Raw genomic sequence first — 18,302 nt, 5'->3', positions numbered from 1 at the left:
GGATAGCTTATTTTTATTTTAAGAGACTTGTTCTGCATTAGTCTCTCTTTCTCTATGCTGTATATGGCTCGTGATCCAAGCAATTCCCCCAGCAACCACAAGGTAGCATAACAATATTAAAATTTGCATTTGCAATTGTGACCAATCTCCTAAAGAGATAACATCTTGTAATCCTCTAAGAGAATGAGACATTGGGAGAAACTGTCCAACTTTGCTAAGAACAGCTATGTTTAATTCTCCTGGGAAAGTCCCCCCACTCGTTGCTAATTGTAAGACGAGAAGCGTTACTGCTGCGAACTTCCCAACAAGACCAAATACCGTTACTAACATAAGAATAAATGTCATGAACGTAAAGGAAATAACAACACTTGATAAAACAAAGAGCGGTACACTTGCAACTTCTAATTTCATAACTCCTAGCACAACTACATCTACAAGTAGCGCTTGAATAAGTCCAATTAAATATACCAATCCTAATTTATTAACAAAATGTACCGTTCCACTTACCTTCATATTTTGTCTACGACCAAGCGGTAAAATATTTGATGCCATAATTCCACCAACATAAAATGCAAGTGATAAGAAGTATGGTGCAATTCCCGAACCGTAGTTAGGCACGTCAGAAACTGTTGACTTCACTAACTGAACTGGCTCTGAGAACATTGTATTGCGTGCATCATCATTACGAACATCCGCTATCTTCTCTGCGCCCTCCCCTAATTTCGTAGAAAGTTCTTTCGCACCATCGTCAAGTTTAACAAGTCCGTTCGTTAACTTTCCAGCACCGTTATTCAGCTCCGTTCCACCACTCGCAAGCTGATTTACACCTTCTTGTAATGAGGTAAATCCATTTCCCCACTTCGTAAATCCATCAGCCAAATTCGAAGTACCATCTGCTATCTTTTTCGTTCCAGCAGTAGCTTCATTTAACTTAACTCCGAATGTATTCATACCTTCTTCAACCTTATTCTGACCGTCAGCAAGCTTCTTCGCGCCTTGTGTCAATTGTTGTTGACTAGTATTTAAAGTATTTGTTGCTTTAGCTAATCCATTAGATGTCGCAACTATTTTTTGAAAAGCAGGATCTTGCTGTACCTCTGGATGATTCTTCATATAATCTTCTAGTTGTTGTTTTACACTATTAGCTGCACCATCCGCTTTTACTTGGCCTTCAGCAAGTTTTTCACTTCCGCTCACCCATTCATTTGTACCAGCACTTAATTCACTAACTCCGGATTGTAACGTTTTTTCACCTTGTGCTAATAACTCCATACCGCTATGAAGTGATGTCGCTCCTTGACTTAACTCATTTGCTCCCCCGGTTAAGGCAGATTGGCTAGACGCAAGCTTGTCACTTCCCTCTTTCAATTTCGATGTCCCGTCACTTAAACGATCAATACCATCTGCAAGCTGACTTGCTCCATTTTTTGCATCGGTCGTTCCTTCATGTAACTTCCCAGCACCGTTACTTGCATCACTCAACCCTTGTGCCAAATCTTGAAACTTTGAAAAAACACCTTCCGTATATGATTTCGTAATACTATTCGAGATTTTTGTTTTCATATTTTCAACAGCTGTCGTTCCAATTTGAGCCGCTACAAAGTTTTTCCCTGGATTTACTTTGTACTGCAATTGTGCCGGCTCTGGTTTCTCATCCATAAGTGTACTTACCTTTTTAGAGAAATCTTTCGGAATCGTAACAACCATATAATACTTATCTTCTTTTAACCCTTCATCAGCATTTTTTTCTGATACGAAATGAAAAGCCAGTTCCTTATTCTCTTTTAAATTCTTAACAAAATCGTCTCCTGCATGAATTGTTTTTTCATCCATCACAGCACCCTTATCTAAATTCACAACCGCAACAGGTAATTTATCTAATTTTCCGTACGGATCCCAATACCCAGCTAAAAAGAATCCTGAATAAATTAACGGAACGATTAATAAAAAAATTAAAGCGATACGTCCATGTTTATGGTGCCACATCGCTTTCCAATCTTTAAATATAAGTTGAATTCCTTTCATAAAACATACTCCTTCTCCGAATTTAACACCATTAGAATGGTTTAACAGATTTACTATACACGTCACTTTCCATACTGTATAATACATCTTTAATTATCAATTCATTCCTTTTGGTCTATAGAAAGGGGATTCGAAATGGAACTTCTCCAATTAAAATATTTTCAGACGGTTGCACGACTAGAGCATATGACAAAGGCAGCTGAAGAATTGCATATCGCACAGCCTTCACTTAGCAAAACAATCGCTAGACTAGAAAAGGACTTAGGCGTTCCATTATTTGATCGCCAAGGTCGACAGATTACTTTAAACTCTTTCGGAAAAGTATTTTTAAAACGAGTAGAACGTATTTTTCATGAATTAAGTGAAGGGGAACGAGAAATTAAAGATTTAGCCGAATTACAACAAGGCTCTATTACAATGGCTGTTTCTATTCCAAGAATATTACCAGAACTACTTGGCTCTTTTTTACTAGAACATCCTAACGTTCGATTCCAGCAATTTCTTGCGTCTACTCCGTCTATGAAACGACAACTGGAAAATATGGAAATTGACTTTTGTATTTCCTCTGTACCAGTTGAAGGAGAAGAAATTGTTTGGGAACCACTTATTACAGAAGAAATTTTCTTAGTCGTCCCTTCAGGCCATCGGTTATCAAACCGCGAAAGTATCCATCTGCATGAAGTAAAAGACGAACCGTTTATTAGTATGAACACTGGCTATGGATTTCGGCACTTAACGGATGAATTTTGTAAGGAAGCTGGTTTCACTCCGCATATTGCTTTTGAAGTAGATGAACCGACCGTGATTAGCGACCTCATTAAGCAAGGTCTCGGCATAGCCTTTGTTCCAAGTTTAACTTTATTAAAAAACACTACTTTAGCAGCAAACAAGTTGCGTATTATTGAACCCGCTTGTAAGCGAACTATCGGATTAAGTTGGTCAAAAAAACGCTACTTATCAAAAACAGCTCAGCAATTCCGTAAATTTGTGATTAATTATTTCTCCAATATTAGGACGTAAGATGCTTTTTACTTATCAAGAAATAAAAGGTGCCATCCCCAAAGGGTGACACCTTTTATTTCTTACTCTTCTCCAATTCCATTTCCGCTAAAATTGGTAATACATTATCGAAAATATGCGTATTATTATTTTCACCTGTTACATATCCGCCATAATATCTACTAAATACATTATCGTTTCGGAATGTAACCATCCGATCATACAATTCCTTTGCAAACTTTGTATCACCTGCTTGTAATACGTACAAAATCGTTAATCCGTAAGCGGCTGGCGATTCATAATTCACAGTTTGTTTTCCTGTCTCTAAATTGTAACGACCGTATAACTTTCCGTCCTCCTGGAATTTTTTCTTTATAAATTCCAAGTAAGCATCTGATGAAAGACCACCTAAACTACGATGATATGCAACGTATGATTGATCAATAAGATTTACTTCTTTATCGTACGTAAATGTACCATCTTCTTTATATTCCTTTGGGAATGCCCAGCCGTGCCTTGGATAGTTCGCTAAAAATTGAACCACTTCCTGATATTGCTCCGCAGAAACTTTTCCGTACTTTTTCATATACGAGAATGCATGCGGATTTATGTATGATGTTGTTGCAAAATTATTTTGTTTCCCTGCATCTGCATCATAATAATCAACATAATAATTATCTTTTTTATTATAACGAAGTACAGCATCACTTAATTGATCGGCAAGGTTTTTATAACGCTCTTCCTTATACATTTCATAAGCACGATATAATTGTTCTATAATACGAAGATCATCTATAAGTGCATTTGTCGCTGACTGCTTCTCTCCTTTTTCAGAGAGTTTCCATAAAACGATATGATTTTTATATACGAAATTATCTTGAATAACCTTTACTTGCTCATCAAATAACGCCTGGTCATCTTTATCAAGTGTATATTGTAACCATAATCCCGCCGATTCTGATAAAGCTTCCCGTCCCTTCGCTTCACCCTTACCTGCCTTAGTATCTATTAAACGATACGTAGCAAGCGTTCCATTTTCATTCACCATATGTCTTAAAATAAAATGTTCTGTACGGTTTCCTTGTAGTGCTGACCAAAATACAATTCCACCTAAAGCGATTAAGAAGATAACCCCAATCCCTATATATAAACGTTTCCGCAATCTTTTCACCTCCCTAGTAAGGCTAACCTTAATTTTATCAGAACATACATAAATTTAAAAAAGACAATCATTAGATTGTCTCCCATGTTTCTATCCCCCGCAAACCTCTTTAGAAGGTTTATATAGCGATTCTACAAGTCGATCATATTCACGACGCGTAATCTCTTTATTATATAGCTTCAACAATAAATCTCTATGCTCTTTTGAAAATGCCATCTTTTTAATGACTTCAGGATACATAAAACACCCTCTCCATTTCACATAAACTTCTCCACTCCAAAACAGAACTTATGTTCGCATAAAAGATTATAAAAGATTCTTGCTTAAAAAACAAACAAAACATTAGCAAATATTAATTTCTTTCTTTTCAGAATGTTACAACATCATATTATCATATTCGCTTTTTAAATACATATATATTTTTGGTAGTTTTTTTGAATAAATCTTCCAATTCAATCAGAAAATAATGGCAAAAAAGAAGAGGAGTTTACATATGGATACCGTAACATTAGCAAGGGCGTTTTTTGGTTCTTCATTAGCATTTCACATTATCTTTGCAACACTTGGTGTCGGGCTTTCGTTGATGATTTTTATAAGCGAAATACTCTATCACTGGAAGAAAGATTCCGACTATGCCATTATGGCAAAAAGGTGGACAAAGGCCTTTGCCATTCTTCTTGGTGTAGCAATTCCAACTGGAACAATTGTTGGTGTACAAATCTCACTTCTTTGGCCTGGTTTCGCCAAAATTGTTGGACAAGTTATTTCTGTCCCCTTCCAAATTGAGATTTTCGCCTTCTTTTTGGAGGCTTTATTTATGTCGATTTACGTATATGCAGCCGATAAACTTCCTCCATTTATGAGATTAATCTCGCTATTTTTCGTCATGATTGGTGCCACGGCATCCGCCGTGCTTATTACATCAGCAAATACATGGATGAATACACCAGCAGGCTTTTCAATGAATCCAGATGGATCTGTTTTTAACGTTGATCCGTGGAAAGCTTTCTTTAATCCGAGTTTTGGCACAAGTGCATTCCACGTCGTTATTACGGCTTATGCAACTGGAGCAGCTGTCATTGCCTCTATCGCTGGATTTAAATTGTTGAAGAAAAATTTAAGTGCACGTGAAGTTGCTTATCATAAAAAAGGTCTACTATTAGGGCTTGTCGTGACATTTATTACAGGTGCTACGATGTGGCTTTCAGGACATGAATCGGCGATCGCCCTACATAAGCACTCGCCTGAAAAACTTGCATCTGCTGAGGCTTTATTTGAAACGACATCACACGCACCGCTATCCATTGGCGGAGTTGTGGATCCTAATACACTTGAACTAAACTATGCACTTGAAATTCCAAACATGCTTAGCTTATTAGTGGGACTAGACCCTAGTACGGTCGTAAAAGGTCTAAAGGAATTCCCACAAGAAACGTGGCCACCATTTTATACACATACACTGTTCAACTTAATGGTCGGCACTGCTGCGTTTACCTTTGCAGTTGCAGCAATTGCTCTCTTATATTGGTACTTCGTTTACCGAAAAAAGGGGACAGAGCTACCGAAGTGGCTTCTTTGGGGTGCTGCCGCATGCGGACCAATTATGATGCTCGGTATTGAATTCGGATGGATTTTCAGTTGTAGCGGTCGTCAGCCGTGGACAATTTATGGTATGCAACGTACAGTCGATGCTTCTACACGTGCTGATTTCGTCGGTCCTTTATTTATTCTATTTATCATTTTATATATTGGACTCGGTATTTTAACAGTCTTTGTACTACGAACATTCTTTAAGCGACATCCGTTAAAGAATGATTTGCATCACCAAGGAGGCGATTCTCGTGCATGAGGAAAGTATTGCAATCATCATCTTATGGGCTCTTATTTTCGTATACAGCATATTAGGATCCATCGATTTTGGAGCTGGTTTTTGGGGCATGGTATACGCAAAACATCCAACGCTCGCTGCCAAGCTTGCCAATCGATACTTATCACCAACTTGGGAAGTAACAAATACGTTTCTTGTCTTTGTCGTTGTCGCTTTCCTTGGTTTCTTCCCGAAAGCAGCCTTTACCCTTGCAACCGTTATGTTCGTACCAGTCATGCTAATTCTAGTACTCGTTGCAATTCGTAGTACATTTATGGTATTTGCTTACTCTCTGCCGAAGTACCAACATCTTCTCCGGATTATTTCAGGTATTACAGGGCTCTTAATTCCAGCCCTATTAATTACCGTTTTACCTGTTACAGAAGGTGCCTACATTACAATGGCTGAAGGAAAAGAAGTACTCCTTTACGGAAAACTTCTTTCTAGTCCTGTTATTTATTGTTATATGCTCTTCGGACTAACTTCAGAACTATTTCTATCTTCTCTCTTTCTCGCTGATTTTGCGAGAGAGCAAGGTTCAGAAGATGCATATAGAATTTATAGAAGAAACGCTATCATACTTGGTCCTGCAACGCTCGTTACGGCAATTATAGCCCTCGTTGTAATGGACCCACAAACACACTGGTTAATGCAAGGATTAATAAAGCAATTCCCGTGGTTTACCGTTTCTATCGTTTTATTCGTTATTGGATACTCGTCCCTTTGGTGGACAAACAAAAAGTACAACACACTAGGATACCCTCGCATTGCCGTTTTAGCTGTCGTCGCTCAATATGCATTTGCAAGCTATGCTTACGGGGTCGCGCATTTACCATATATTATTTATCCTGACGTAACTGTATTTACAAGCTTTACAACGACGGAAACGTTCTATGCATTGCTTGTTCTATACGCAATTGGAATCGCAATTTTACTCCCAGGATTCATTTTCTTCTGGAATTTATTCTTGAAGGATCGAACTTTTTTGAAGGAAAAATAATGTAATGGGGTCTATCCGAAAATTCATTTTTGGGTAGGCTTCTCTTATTTTTCATCACGTTTTTTCGGTAACCGATATATTTTAAAAATCGCTGCTATAAATTTCATTTACTATCCTACTGCCTCATAAATTTGTAGACTCCTCTCACAATAGTTATTTCACTAATAGGGATACTTGTCCCGTAACTTGAAAAACACATATTCAAGTTACTCCGTTATACGTCTAGTTCGTCTTATTTTTTGCTGAATATACTACCAATATAAACTTGAGACAAGCTACATCTGTTCAAGGGAAAATAGAAAGGTAGGCAAAATATGAGCATTGAAATATGGATTACTATTATTGTATTCTTCTTAACGATGATTGTTATCTTTTGGCGTCCTCGTGGCTTAAATGAGGCTTGGCCAGCAGCAATCGGAGCTGGTATCATTCTAATTACTGGACTTGTATCAAAACCAGACGTCATGGACATTATAAGTAAAATTGGCGGTGCCTCCATAACAATATTAGCAACCATCGTTATGGCGGTTATATTAGAAAGCTTCGGCTTCTTCCATTGGGCTGCAGCAAAACTCGCAAATTTAGCGAAAGGTTCCGGACACCGCCTATACTGGTACATTCAATTACTATGTTTCCTTATGACTCTTTTATTTAATAATGATGGTAGTATTTTAATTACAACTCCAATCTTAATTCTACTTCTAAGAAATCTTCAATTAAAACCTCATCAACAAATTCCCTATTTATTAAGTGGCGCTTTAATCGCTACTGCATCTAGTGCACCAATCGGTGTAAGTAATATCGTAAACTTAATTGCATTAAACATCGTCCATATGACTCTTTATATGCATACTGCTATGATGTTTGTACCTGCAACATTAGGGTTATTGTTTATGTCATGGCTCATGTATACAGTTTTAAAGAAAAAACTTCCGAAAAAATTACCTGTTTCTTCATATGATATTGAAGAAATTTTCTTCACGAAAAACTTCCATCCGTTAAAAGGAAAAAACTCTGTTGATACGAAACAAAAACGTACAAGATTCATGTTAAAAGTATTAGGTTTCGTCTTCCTTATGCGCTGTCTTCTTTTCGTTGCATCCTTCTTATCTATCCCAATCGAAATTGTTGCAGTGCTTGGTTCCCTCGTTCTCCTCATCTGGAGATGGTACTACTTACGGACAAACCCTATCGATATTTTGAAAAAAACACCGTGGCATATTTTAATTTTCGCCTTCTCTATGTACGTCATTATTTACGGACTACACAACGCAGGGTTAACAGCCGCACTTGTGCACTGGCTCGAGCCAGTTGTAAGCCAGCATTTACTCTATGCTAGCTTTGCAATGGGTGGACTTGTATCCATCCTCTCTAACGTCTTTAATAACCACCCCGCACTTATGATTGGTACAATCACATTAACAGAAATGGGACTAGACCCAGTCACATTAAAAACGATCTATCTCGCAAACATTATTGGTAGTGACATCGGTTCACTATTATTACCAATCGGTACGCTAGCTTCCCTCATCTGGATGTATATTCTGAAACAAAACAAAATTAAAGTAAAATGGAAAGATTATTTAAGTGTATCTCTCATCGTTATTCCTCTCACAACAGTCGTCACATTATTCCTCTTATACTACTGGGTACACCTCTTCTTTGCCTTATAAAGAAAACAGAAGCCCCTTTTGCTACCGTCTTAGCAAAAGGGGCTTCTTCTATAATTAAGTTAGGTACTACAGTGTGATCAATCGAGTAAAGAGGTGTAACGTATTATTGGTACAAATGACTACCAGTTTCTTTAAATTCTTTCGCTTTCTCTTTCATTCCTTTTTCAATTGCTTCTGTCGTTTCTAAATCATTTTCTTTTGCATATTCACGAATATCATGTGAAATTCTCATACTACAAAACTTCGGTCCACACATTGAGCAGAAGTGAGCTGTTTTTGCCCCTTCTGCAGGCAACGTTTCATCATGATATTCCATCGCGCGTTCAGGATCTAAAGATAAATTGAATTGATCGCGCCAACGGAATTCGAAGCGTGCTTTTGAAAGTGCATCATCACGCTGATGAGCCGTTTTATGTCCTTTCGCAAGATCGGCCGCATGCGCTGCAATTTTGTACGTAATAACACCTGTGCGTACATCATCTTTGTTTGGCAAACCTAAATGTTCTTTAGGTGTTACATAACAAAGCATTGCAGTTCCAAACCAGCCAATCATCGCAGCCCCAATTGCAGAGGTAATATGGTCGTAACCTGGTGCGATATCTGTCGTTAACGGCCCAAGTGTGTAAAACGGCGCGCCCTGACAAATATCAAGCTCTTTCTCCATATTCTCTTTAATTAAGTGCATCGGTACATGTCCAGGTCCTTCGATCATAACTTGCACATCATGTTTCCAAGCAATTTTTGTTAATTCACCAAGTGTTTCAAGCTCAGAAAACTGCGCTTCGTCATTTGCATCCGCAATAGACCCTGGACGTAATCCATCTCCAAGAGAGAACGAAACATCGTACTGCTTCATAATTTCGCAAATCTCTTCAAAATGAGTATATAGGAAGTTTTCTTTATGATGGAATAAACACCACTGCGCCATAATTGAACCACCGCGTGAAACGATCCCTGTCGTACGTTTTGCCGTAATTGGAATGTAACGAAGCAATACACCAGCGTGAATCGTAAAGTAATCAACGCCTTGCTCCGCCTGCTCAATTAACGTATCGCGATATACTTCCCACGTTAAATCTTCTGCGATTCCGTTTACTTTTTCAAGCGCTTGATAAATCGGTACTGTTCCAACTGGTACCGGTGCGTTACGAATAATCCACTCACGCGTCGTATGAATATTTTTTCCTGTAGATAAATCCATAATCGTATCTGCACCCCAGCGCGTTGCCCACGTCATCTTCTCTACTTCTTCTGCAATGGAAGAAGATACAGCTGAGTTTCCGATATTCGCATTTACCTTCACGTGGAAGTTACGTCCGATAATCATCGGTTCAGCCTCTGGATGGTTAATATTCGCTGGTAAAATAGCGCGGCCTTCTGCGATTTCCTTACGAACAAACTCAGGATCTACCCCTTCACGAATCGCAACATATTCCATCTCAGATGTAATGATGCCATTGCGCGCATAATGCATTTGCGTAACGTTTGCACCTTGCTTCGCTCTAAGTGGCTGGCGATCCATTTGCGGGAAAACAGGTGTATGTTTCGAAGCCACTTTCACACCGTCATCCTCTGGTTTCACTTCACGCCCTTCATATGCTTCTACATCACCACGTCCCACAATCCAAGAGTGGCGCGGCGCCTGCAACCCCTTTTCCAGCTCCACTTTATACGCAGGATCCGTATAAGGACCACTCGTATCATACACACGGATTGGTGGATTTGGAACGCCATTCGTTTCGCTTTGTTCAATCTCACGCATCGGCACTTTCATACCCGCGCACGGTCCATCCACATATACTTTCTTACTCCCTGGTAAACTCGATTTCAATTCAATTTGCTCAGCTGAAACAGATTGTTTCATAACCTTTGTTGCCCCCCCTGTTCGTGACAAGGACGAGATATGGCCAGCGCATGCCAAAATAAAAAGAGCCAGGTCCATAAAAAATAAGGACCTGGCTCATAAAGACATCATTATGTAAAGCCGTTAACTTCCCTACGCTGGTACGAGCCAGATCAGGTCCAAAGGGTTAAGAAGTTCACGCGCTTCTCTCTCAGCCTACGCATACGTTAGGCACCCCTAGTTTATCACTGATTTAATTTTCAATACTTTTCCATCATACACGATTATCAGAAAAATGCAAACGTTATTTCTTTTTCACTTACGGTATCATCCAAGTTAAATAATAAGCCTGCACATAAGTCATAATCCCTACAATGATAACGAAGAACAAACTATGCTTCACCGTAAAACGGAACAAATCCGACTCTTTTCCAGCAAGACCAACTGCCGCACAAGCAATCGCAATCGACTGCGGGGAAATCATTTTACCTGTTACACCGCCTGTTGTATTCGCTGCAACGAGAAGCACTTCAGATACGCCAACTTGTTGTGCTGTAATGGCTTGTAAATTCGAGAACAGTGCATTCGCAGACGTATCAGATCCTGTTAAGAATACACCAATCCAGCCTAAGAATGGTGAGAAGAACGGGAATAATCCGCCAGTTCCTGCAAGTGCTAACGCTAATGTAGAAGATAGACCAGAATAGTTTGCGATAAATGCGAATCCTAATACGAATCCAATAGATAGAATTGGCATTTTTAGTTCATTTAACGTTGCTTTAAATGTTGCTACTGCATCTTTTGCACTCATTTTCAAAATAAAGATAGAAATGATACAAGCAATTAAAATTGCTGTTCCAGTCGCTGATAAAATATCTAATTTCAAGATTGCTTCATAAGGCGTCGGTTTATTTACAATTGGCTCTGCTTTCATTACTAGATTGTGTAAGCCTGGAACCTCAAACTTAAACACAAGGCTTTCCAATGCGCCACCTGGAACAAATAACGCTTTAAAGAAACTTTGGCTCCAAATGACTACCATTACAGTTAAAATAATGAATGGAGACCACGCTTTTACGACTTTTCCTACCGTTAGTTTCGGCATAGATGTCGCCGTCGTTGCCGCAGCTACTTCACTATTTGCTTGCCCCGATTGATAGATTTCTTTCGGCTGCCAAACTTTTAAGAATAGCGATAAACTCACTAAACTTACAAGCGCTGACGTAATATCCGGAAGTTCTGGTCCTAAGAACGTCGCCGTAATGAACTGCGTAATTGCAAATGAGCTACCCGCTACAAATAGAGCTGGCCATGTTTGTCTTACTCCTTTAAATCCATCCATTAAAAATACGATAAAGAACGGAACAAATAATGATAAGAACGGTAATTGATGTCCAGCCATTTGTCCAATTTTATGTGGATCAATACCTGTTACTTGTCCAGCAACTGTAATCGGAATTCCCATCGCTCCGAATGCCACTGGTGCAGTATTTGCAATTAAACAAAGACCAGCTGCGTATAAAGGATTTAACCCAAGACCCGCAAGAAGCGCGGCCGTAATCGCTACTGGTGCACCAAATCCTGCCGCCCCTTCTAAAAACGCTCCAAATGAAAATCCAATTAAAATAACGAGTAAACGATGATCGTTCGTAATCGATAATACCGATGCACGAATCACATCGAATTGACCTGTTTTCACAGAAATTTTATATAAAAATACCGACATAATAATAATCCAAGCAATTGGCCATAACCCGTACAAAAAACCATATCCGGTTGCTGCCATTGCCATCGTGAACGGCATTTTATAAGCGAATAACGCAACTAAAATTGTAAGTACAACTGTAATAAATCCTGCTACATACCCCTTCATGCGAAAAACTGCTAAAGCTAAGAAAAAAAAGATGATTGGAATAAGTGCGACTGCTGCTGAAATCCAAATATTACCGAACGGATCATAAACTTGTGTCCATGTGTTCATTGTTCTCTCCCCCTAAAGAATCCCCTTTTAAATAGAATAACCTCATCAATAGACTATCAGGTCATCATACCTTTAAGCCTAAAATAAAAAAACGTTCAAGAAAACGTTTTCAATAACTTTCATTTATACTGTACCATAACAATTTTCATTAAAAAAGATTTTTTTGAAAATTTTATTATTTAACAGAAAATCTTACAAAATCGTCATGTTCCTGTAATGTTCATCGATAGAAGGCTTGCAAAAATTAGTGCATAATAATAGTATAACAACGGACATTATTTATGAGGTGATATATATGAATGGAAACAAAATATTAGCTGCTTTATCGTACTTTAGTGTACTATTTGCCCCTATCTTATTCCCTATTATCGTTTGGATTGTGGGAGACGCTGAAACAAAACCACATGCAAAACGTGCTCTATGGACTCACATCATTCCAAGTATCGCTACATTTATCGGCGTAGCCATTTTAGGAATTATGGGTATCGGATCGGACCAACCAGATGTAACATTCGGAATTGGTTCAATGATTGTCTTAGCTATTTGCGGAATCATCAGCTTATACTACTTCATCTGGAACATCGTAAAAGGGATTAAAGTGCTGAAAGCTTAATTTTAAACAAACGTTTGTTTAAAAAAGGACACTTGCAAATTGCAAGTGTCCTTTTCCCGATTATTGTGAGCTAATAATCAGCAGGGATGCCTCCCACTGATTAAAGTTTCACTTTATCTTCTTCGTTTCTTCTTTTTTCTCATCATTTTCTTTCGGCGCGTATTCACTTTATCCGCTATAATGTGGAGCGTACTTGCCACAACAATTCCCATTACGAACGTTACAATCTCAACCTCATGTTTCTTCGCAATTTCTATTAAATTACCATCCAATGCGATTACATTTAATAGGAATAAAAATGGAAAAAAGACGATTAACATGTACGCAATACGAATTACATCACCAAGTATAATCGTGTGTGTAAAGAAAGATCGATGCGGCATTACTTGCTTATAAGGATACCAAAATATACGTAAGAAACCCCATTTATTATAAGCATTACTGTACGTATCTAAATCCGGTGTTAAAAATGAAGTACCTACTAAAAAACCAATTGCAAAAGTTAATAAAAAATCAAAATTTGTTAATCCATACGAAAAGAGCAAAAACAAAACAACCGGAAGGGATATTAAGTTTATTTTCGTATGCGTTCTTCCTGATGGCATAATGCACTTCCTCGCTTACGTTCGTCCTGTCACCTTACGACAGGTTTCACCTATTGACCTAATTTCTGATCGATAAATGCTGTGTCTATATCCGAACCAAACCATTCTGCCAACTTCACTCGTGCCTTATCTTTCACATCTTCATTGACGTATAGCGATACCTGTATTAGCGCGGCCGTTAACGCCCCTAAATCATCCGTATAACCAACTCCAGCAATGAAATCTGGAATCGCATCAATCGGTGCAATAAAATAAGCAAGTGCTCCAATTACAATAATTTTCACTCGTTTTGGAACGTCGGGTCTTTGCAAAACGTAAAACAGTAACAAACTTGCATAAATGACTGACTGCCCTGCTTGCTTTGCAACGTGTTTTACTTTTTTCCAAAACGCTTCAACTGAAAATTTTTGTTTCATGTAAAAGCCTCCCTATTTTTAAAAAGAAATAAGCTACAATATGTTATCAGTAAAAGTTCATCAAAATTACACAAAACCTATCAATGAACTTTCATTGTAACAAACAAACTAAAAAAGAACAAGTGTTCGTTAATTTTTATATAATTTCCTTCATATAATAGATTTCTAGATAACCCTTGCCCATCTTCATTTCTTATTTCTCAACCAAGAAAATTTTCACCTTCACTTAACATTCCACTCTATCTTTGTTATATTTTCTAGTTGACGGACCTATAAACGAATGTTAAAGTTTTCTCTGGTAGTGACAAATCACATACAAAAAATGTAAAATGTTATAGTGTTTCTCAGAAATGAATTTTGTTGTATAATACAGGAATGACGTTATACTTATGAGCAACAAAAGAAACCAAAAGGGTATGCATAGTTATAGTCGTATATGGGTGAATATAGAACCTTTAATTATGGCCAAGAAAACTATGTATTTTTTATTTTAACATTTTTCGCTCCAAAATCGACCAAGCCTGATAGAGAAAGGGTGGAAATGAATGAAAGAAACCTTGAAATCACAATTTCAAAATGTGCGTTTCACTTTATTCATAGCTTTAGCCTTATGGCTGAAAACTTACATTATTACACGCACAAGCTTTGATTTAAAACTTGAATCCTTCATGCAAGAATTCATTTTATTCATTAGTCCATTAGCAGCATCGTTACTGTTTGTGGGACTTGCATTATTTGCAAAAGGAAAAAAACGTAACTATATAGCACTTGGAATTAATTTTGTTTTAACGATCATTCTGGTTGGTAACGTAATGTTCTACGGATTCTACAATGACTTCGTTACTTTACCAGTACTAGGGCAAACTTCTAACTTTGGAAGCTTAGGTTCTAGTGTGAAAGAATTATTTAACTACAAAATTATCCTTGCATTTGCAGACATTATCGTATTCTTCGTTCTATTGAAGAAGATGAAAAACTTTGCACCTACAGAGCGTGTAGCACGTCCGATGCGTTCCCTATATTTCGTGTCAACAATTGCTATTTTCTTTGTAAACCTAGGCTTTGCAGAAGCTGAACGTCCAGAACTATTAACACGTTCATTCGACCGCGTTATGCTTGTTAAAAATTTAGGATTATATGTACACCAAGCATACGATCTTGGCTTACAAGCGAAATCAAGTTCACAAAAAGCATTTGCCGACGGTAGTAAATTACAAGAAACAGAAAACTATGTGAAAACAACACAAAGTAAACCAGATCCAAATATGTTCGGTACTGCAAAAGGGAAAAACGTAATTGTTGTCTCTCTTGAGTCATTACAAACATTCTTAATTGGTGCAACAGTTAACGGACAAGAAGTTACACCATTCTTAAACCAATTTACGAAAGAAAGTTATTACTTTGATAACTTCTTCCATCAAACTGGGCAAGGTAAAACATCTGATGCTGAATTCCTAGTAGATACTTCTTTATATCCACTAGACCGCGGTGCTGTGTTCTTCACACACGGTAACAACGAATACACAGCAACTCCAGAAATTTTACGTCAGCAAGGATACTACACTGCAGTATTCCACGCAAACAACGCAACATTCTGGAACCGTAACATTATGTATCCGGCACTTGGTTATGATCGTTACTACAACGAGCTTGACTACAAGATTACACCGGAAACAAAATTAAACTGGGGATTAAAAGATATCGAGTACTTCGATCAATCTGTTGATATGTTAAAACAAGTGAAGCAACCATTCTATACTCGCTTCCTTACTTTAACGAATCATTACCCATTCACTTACGATGACAATACGAAATTAATCGACGAATACAATTCTGGTGATGGCGTATTTGACCGTTACATGGTAACTGCTCGTTACTTAGACGAGGCAATGAAACACTTTATTGAGCGTCTAAAAGCAGAAGGTATTTACGACAACTCAGTAATCGTATTCTACGGTGACCATTACGGTATTTCTGAAAACCATAACCGTGCAATGGCACAGTTCTTAGGAAAAGAAGAAATCACTTCATTTGACCATATGAACTTACAAAAAACACCGATGTTTATTCACGTTCCAGGTCAAAAAGAAGGTAAAACAATTTCGAAACCAACTGGTGAAATTGACATAAAACCAACTATTCTAAACTTACTTGGTGTAGATTCTACGAATGACGTTCGATTCGGTCATGATGTATTCTCACCTGATAATAAAGGATTTGTTGTTCTTCGTGACGGTAGCTTCGTTACAGATAAGTACATGTACACAAACAGTACATTCTACGACCGTGCTACTGGCGAAGTTGTACAATTACCGAAAGAAGAATCTCAACCACTAATTGATCGTGCTCAAAATGAATTGCACATGTCTGATAAAATCATTGAAGGTGACTTACTTCGCTTCTCTGAAAGTAATAAGATCAAAACTGGTGAAGTAAAAACAGCTATTAAAGAAGAAAAGAAGAGCGCTGAGTAATCTCAGCCTCTTTTTTTATTTTCTTCCATACAACTTCTTATATTCATTAACTTTAAAATTACATAACCTTTACCAAATATTCACATAGCATTAATGAACCATCTCTATAATAAAATATGTAAACAAAGTTCTACATATTTCTTATCTCTCATCTTTCGTAAGATCCCTTAAAGAAATGTGTAAATCTTTTGTTTCTACTTTCTTATAATTGTCTTTCAACATGTTTTGTGTTCATACACAAAACATTCAATAAGACGATGTCCCTATGAAAGATAGCTACCCTCCTTGTGCGACATTCCATACGAATGTTGCTTTTTTTTATTAAGAAGCAGGATTCTCATTTCTTATTTTCGAATTTGTATATACAAAATGCTGTAAAGTGAAACTTTAATCAGTGGGAGTTTTACTGCCCGTTAATGCGGGTTAAATCATCCTTCCTTCTCTATGATTTACAAATACATATACGGTCATATGTAGAGAATTACTTACATAAAAATTACTATAGTGATTTTTATCCCGCATGAATGAAAGTTTCACTTTACTTACGTACTTACGAAAGGATGGGACGGAAATTGGCATACGAAAAATTTGTACTTTGGAATGATGAAGTTATTGATACAACAAAACAAAAAACGTACATAGAACTTGAAGAAAGAGGTTTACAGTTTGGAGATGGTGTCTACGAGGTCATTCGCCTATATAAAGGGAACTTTCACTTATTAGATCCGCACATAACTAGGTTATATCGATCCATGGAAGAAGTAGAATTATCGCTCCCTTTCTCAAAAGCTGAACTCATCACTTTACTTTACAAATTAATTGAACGAAATCATTTCTATGAAGATGGCACAATTTATTTGCAAGTATCTCGCGGTGTACAAGCTCGCACACATGTATTTTCATATGACAACCCTCCGACAATTTATGCCTATATTACAAAAAAAGAAAGACCAGCATTATGGATTGAATATGGTATACGTGCTATATCAGAACCCGATACTCGATGGCTACGCTGTGACATTAAATCGTTAAATTTATTACCAAACGTACTAGCTGTTACGAAAGCTGAACGCAAAGGCTGTAAAGAAGCACTTTTCATACGAAATGGTATAGTCACTGAGGGAAGCTGTTCTAATTTCTTTTTAATTAAAAACGGGACTATTTATACACATCCAGCCAACCACCTTATTTTAAATGGCATTATTCGTCAATATGTCCTTTCTTTAGCGAATACTCTTAACATTCCTGTACAGGAAGAACTTTTCAGTGTTCGTGACGTTTATCAAGCAGATGAATGCTTTTTTACAGGAACGACGATTGAGATATTACCGATGACCCACCTTGATGGAACTGCGATCCAAGATGGTCAAGTTGGTCCTATCACCAAAAAACTGCAAAAATCTTTTAATCAAATTTTGTTACAATCCAATATGGCATCTTCTTAAACACGAATATTTTCTGTCCATTCCTATTCAATATATGCATTTACATGAAAATCAAGGTATGAATTTATGCCTTGATTTTTTCTTGTAATCTTTTTGTCATATTCAGATTCCCACATAAGCCTTGACAGTAATCGACATGCTCTTTAGAATTTTTAACAGTTGGTAAATATTTCTTCACTACATTACAGACAGAAAGGAA

Annotated in this window: 14 protein-coding genes and 1 riboswitch; of the genes, 7 read left to right on the top strand and 7 right to left on the bottom strand. The window is 37.5% G+C overall.

The features are described from left to right. Positions 1 to 18: 18 nt before the first annotated feature. Positions 19 to 2,025 carry a YhgE/Pip domain-containing protein gene (locus tag COK05_RS08475; protein WP_098612238.1) on the bottom strand — a complete coding sequence of 669 codons (2,007 nt, stop codon included), beginning with the start codon at positions 2,023 to 2,025 and terminating at the stop codon, positions 19 to 21. 135 nt (positions 2,026 to 2,160) lie between these two features. Here COK05_RS08475 and COK05_RS08470 point away from each other — a divergent pair, with 135 nt between their 5' ends. Beyond that, positions 2,161 to 3,045, top strand: coding sequence for a LysR family transcriptional regulator (locus tag COK05_RS08470; RefSeq protein ID WP_098612237.1), 885 nt, complete (start codon positions 2,161 to 2,163; stop codon positions 3,043 to 3,045). Between the two features lie 55 nt (positions 3,046 to 3,100). Here COK05_RS08470 and COK05_RS08465 read toward each other — a convergent pair whose 3' ends face one another. Next, positions 3,101 to 4,186 carry a transcriptional regulator gene (locus tag COK05_RS08465; protein WP_141538960.1) on the bottom strand — a complete coding sequence of 362 codons (1,086 nt, stop codon included), beginning with the start codon at positions 4,184 to 4,186 and terminating at the stop codon, positions 3,101 to 3,103. A 90-nt stretch (positions 4,187 to 4,276) separates the two neighbouring features. Further along, positions 4,277 to 4,426 carry a hypothetical protein gene (locus COK05_RS31280; RefSeq protein ID WP_098612235.1) on the bottom strand — a complete coding sequence of 50 codons (150 nt, stop codon included), beginning with the start codon at positions 4,424 to 4,426 and terminating at the stop codon, positions 4,277 to 4,279. 253 nt (positions 4,427 to 4,679) lie between these two features. On the opposite strand from COK05_RS31280, the gene cydA reads away from it, so the two are divergent. From cydA to COK05_RS08445, 3 genes are all read left to right on the top strand, one after another. Further along, positions 4,680 to 6,035, top strand: a complete 1,356-nt coding sequence (cydA, locus tag COK05_RS08455) for a cytochrome ubiquinol oxidase subunit I (protein WP_098612234.1) — start codon at positions 4,680 to 4,682, stop codon at positions 6,033 to 6,035. Beyond that, a complete protein-coding gene (locus COK05_RS08450) occupies positions 6,028 to 7,053 on the top strand; it encodes a cytochrome d ubiquinol oxidase subunit II (protein ID WP_098612233.1) in 1,026 nt (341 codons plus the stop codon). The genes cydA and COK05_RS08450 overlap by 8 nt, the downstream gene beginning before the upstream one ends. A 314-nt stretch (positions 7,054 to 7,367) precedes the next feature. Next, complete coding sequence (locus tag COK05_RS08445) at positions 7,368 to 8,726, top strand: arsenic transporter (protein ID WP_098612232.1); 1,359 nt, start codon at positions 7,368 to 7,370, stop codon at positions 8,724 to 8,726. A 103-nt stretch (positions 8,727 to 8,829) separates the two neighbouring features. On the opposite strand, the gene thiC is transcribed toward COK05_RS08445, so the two are convergent. Next, the gene (gene thiC, locus COK05_RS08440; protein ID WP_098612231.1) at positions 8,830 to 10,590 is read right to left on the bottom strand and encodes a phosphomethylpyrimidine synthase ThiC; all 1,761 of its coding nucleotides are present in this window, start codon (positions 10,588 to 10,590) and stop codon (positions 8,830 to 8,832) included. Between the two features lie 112 nt (positions 10,591 to 10,702). Further along, positions 10,703 to 10,818: riboswitch (TPP riboswitch) on the bottom strand. Positions 10,819 to 10,888: 70 nt separating this feature from the next. Then, complete coding sequence (lldP, locus tag COK05_RS08435; RefSeq protein WP_098612230.1) at positions 10,889 to 12,550, bottom strand: L-lactate permease; 1,662 nt, start codon at positions 12,548 to 12,550, stop codon at positions 10,889 to 10,891. 295 nt (positions 12,551 to 12,845) lie between these two features. Between lldP and COK05_RS08430 the strand changes: the two genes are divergently transcribed. Next, a complete protein-coding gene (locus COK05_RS08430; protein WP_098612229.1) occupies positions 12,846 to 13,163 on the top strand; it encodes a DUF4870 domain-containing protein in 318 nt (105 codons plus the stop codon). A gap of 113 nt (positions 13,164 to 13,276) precedes the next feature. On the opposite strand, the gene COK05_RS08425 is transcribed toward COK05_RS08430, so the two are convergent. Further along, complete coding sequence (locus COK05_RS08425; RefSeq protein WP_098612228.1) at positions 13,277 to 13,768, bottom strand: metal-binding protein; 492 nt, start codon at positions 13,766 to 13,768, stop codon at positions 13,277 to 13,279. A gap of 50 nt (positions 13,769 to 13,818) precedes the next feature. Next, positions 13,819 to 14,184 carry a YkvA family protein gene (locus COK05_RS08420; RefSeq protein ID WP_098612227.1) on the bottom strand — a complete coding sequence of 122 codons (366 nt, stop codon included), beginning with the start codon at positions 14,182 to 14,184 and terminating at the stop codon, positions 13,819 to 13,821. Between the two features lie 545 nt (positions 14,185 to 14,729). Here COK05_RS08420 and COK05_RS08410 point away from each other — a divergent pair. Together COK05_RS08410 and COK05_RS08400 are read left to right on the top strand one after the other, a co-directional pair. After that, positions 14,730 to 16,658: an LTA synthase family protein gene (locus tag COK05_RS08410; protein WP_098612225.1), complete on the top strand. Its 1,929-nt coding sequence runs from the start codon at positions 14,730 to 14,732 to the stop codon at positions 16,656 to 16,658. A gap of 560 nt (positions 16,659 to 17,218) precedes the next feature. Next, on the top strand, positions 17,219 to 18,103 hold the full coding sequence (locus COK05_RS08400) for a D-amino-acid transaminase (protein WP_098612224.1): 885 nt from the start codon (positions 17,219 to 17,221) through the stop codon (positions 18,101 to 18,103). The last annotated feature ends 199 nt before the right edge of the window (positions 18,104 to 18,302 follow it).

This window comes from Bacillus cereus (genome assembly GCF_002567495.1).
In the GTDB taxonomy this organism is placed as follows: Bacteria; Bacillota; Bacilli; order Bacillales; family Bacillaceae_G; genus Bacillus_A; species Bacillus_A cereus_AQ.
Note: the sequence above shows the minus strand (reverse complement) of the source record. Positions and strands in the feature narration are given on the sequence as shown.

What these genes read in the sequence shown, in the direction of transcription:
- COK05_RS08445 (WP_098612232.1), top strand. Translation starts at nt 7,368, where the DNA reads ATGAGCATTGAAATATGGATTACTATTATTGTATTCTTCTTAACGATG.
- COK05_RS08420 (WP_098612227.1), bottom strand. Translation starts at nt 14,184, where the DNA reads ATGAAACAAAAATTTTCAGTTGAAGCGTTTTGGAAAAAAGTAAAACAC.
- COK05_RS31280 (WP_098612235.1), bottom strand. Translation starts at nt 4,426, where the DNA reads ATGTATCCTGAAGTCATTAAAAAGATGGCATTTTCAAAAGAGCATAGA.
- COK05_RS08430 (WP_098612229.1), top strand. Translation starts at nt 12,846, where the DNA reads ATGAATGGAAACAAAATATTAGCTGCTTTATCGTACTTTAGTGTACTA.
- COK05_RS08400 (WP_098612224.1), top strand. Translation starts at nt 17,219, where the DNA reads ATGGGACGGAAATTGGCATACGAAAAATTTGTACTTTGGAATGATGAA.
- COK05_RS08475 (WP_098612238.1), bottom strand. Translation starts at nt 2,025, where the DNA reads ATGAAAGGAATTCAACTTATATTTAAAGATTGGAAAGCGATGTGGCAC.
- lldP (WP_098612230.1), bottom strand. Translation starts at nt 12,550, where the DNA reads ATGAACACATGGACACAAGTTTATGATCCGTTCGGTAATATTTGGATT.
- COK05_RS08410 (WP_098612225.1), top strand. Translation starts at nt 14,730, where the DNA reads ATGAAAGAAACCTTGAAATCACAATTTCAAAATGTGCGTTTCACTTTA.
- thiC (WP_098612231.1), bottom strand. Translation starts at nt 10,590, where the DNA reads ATGAAACAATCTGTTTCAGCTGAGCAAATTGAATTGAAATCGAGTTTA.
- COK05_RS08470 (WP_098612237.1), top strand. Translation starts at nt 2,161, where the DNA reads ATGGAACTTCTCCAATTAAAATATTTTCAGACGGTTGCACGACTAGAG.
- cydA (WP_098612234.1), top strand. Translation starts at nt 4,680, where the DNA reads ATGGATACCGTAACATTAGCAAGGGCGTTTTTTGGTTCTTCATTAGCA.
- COK05_RS08425 (WP_098612228.1), bottom strand. Translation starts at nt 13,768, where the DNA reads ATGCCATCAGGAAGAACGCATACGAAAATAAACTTAATATCCCTTCCG.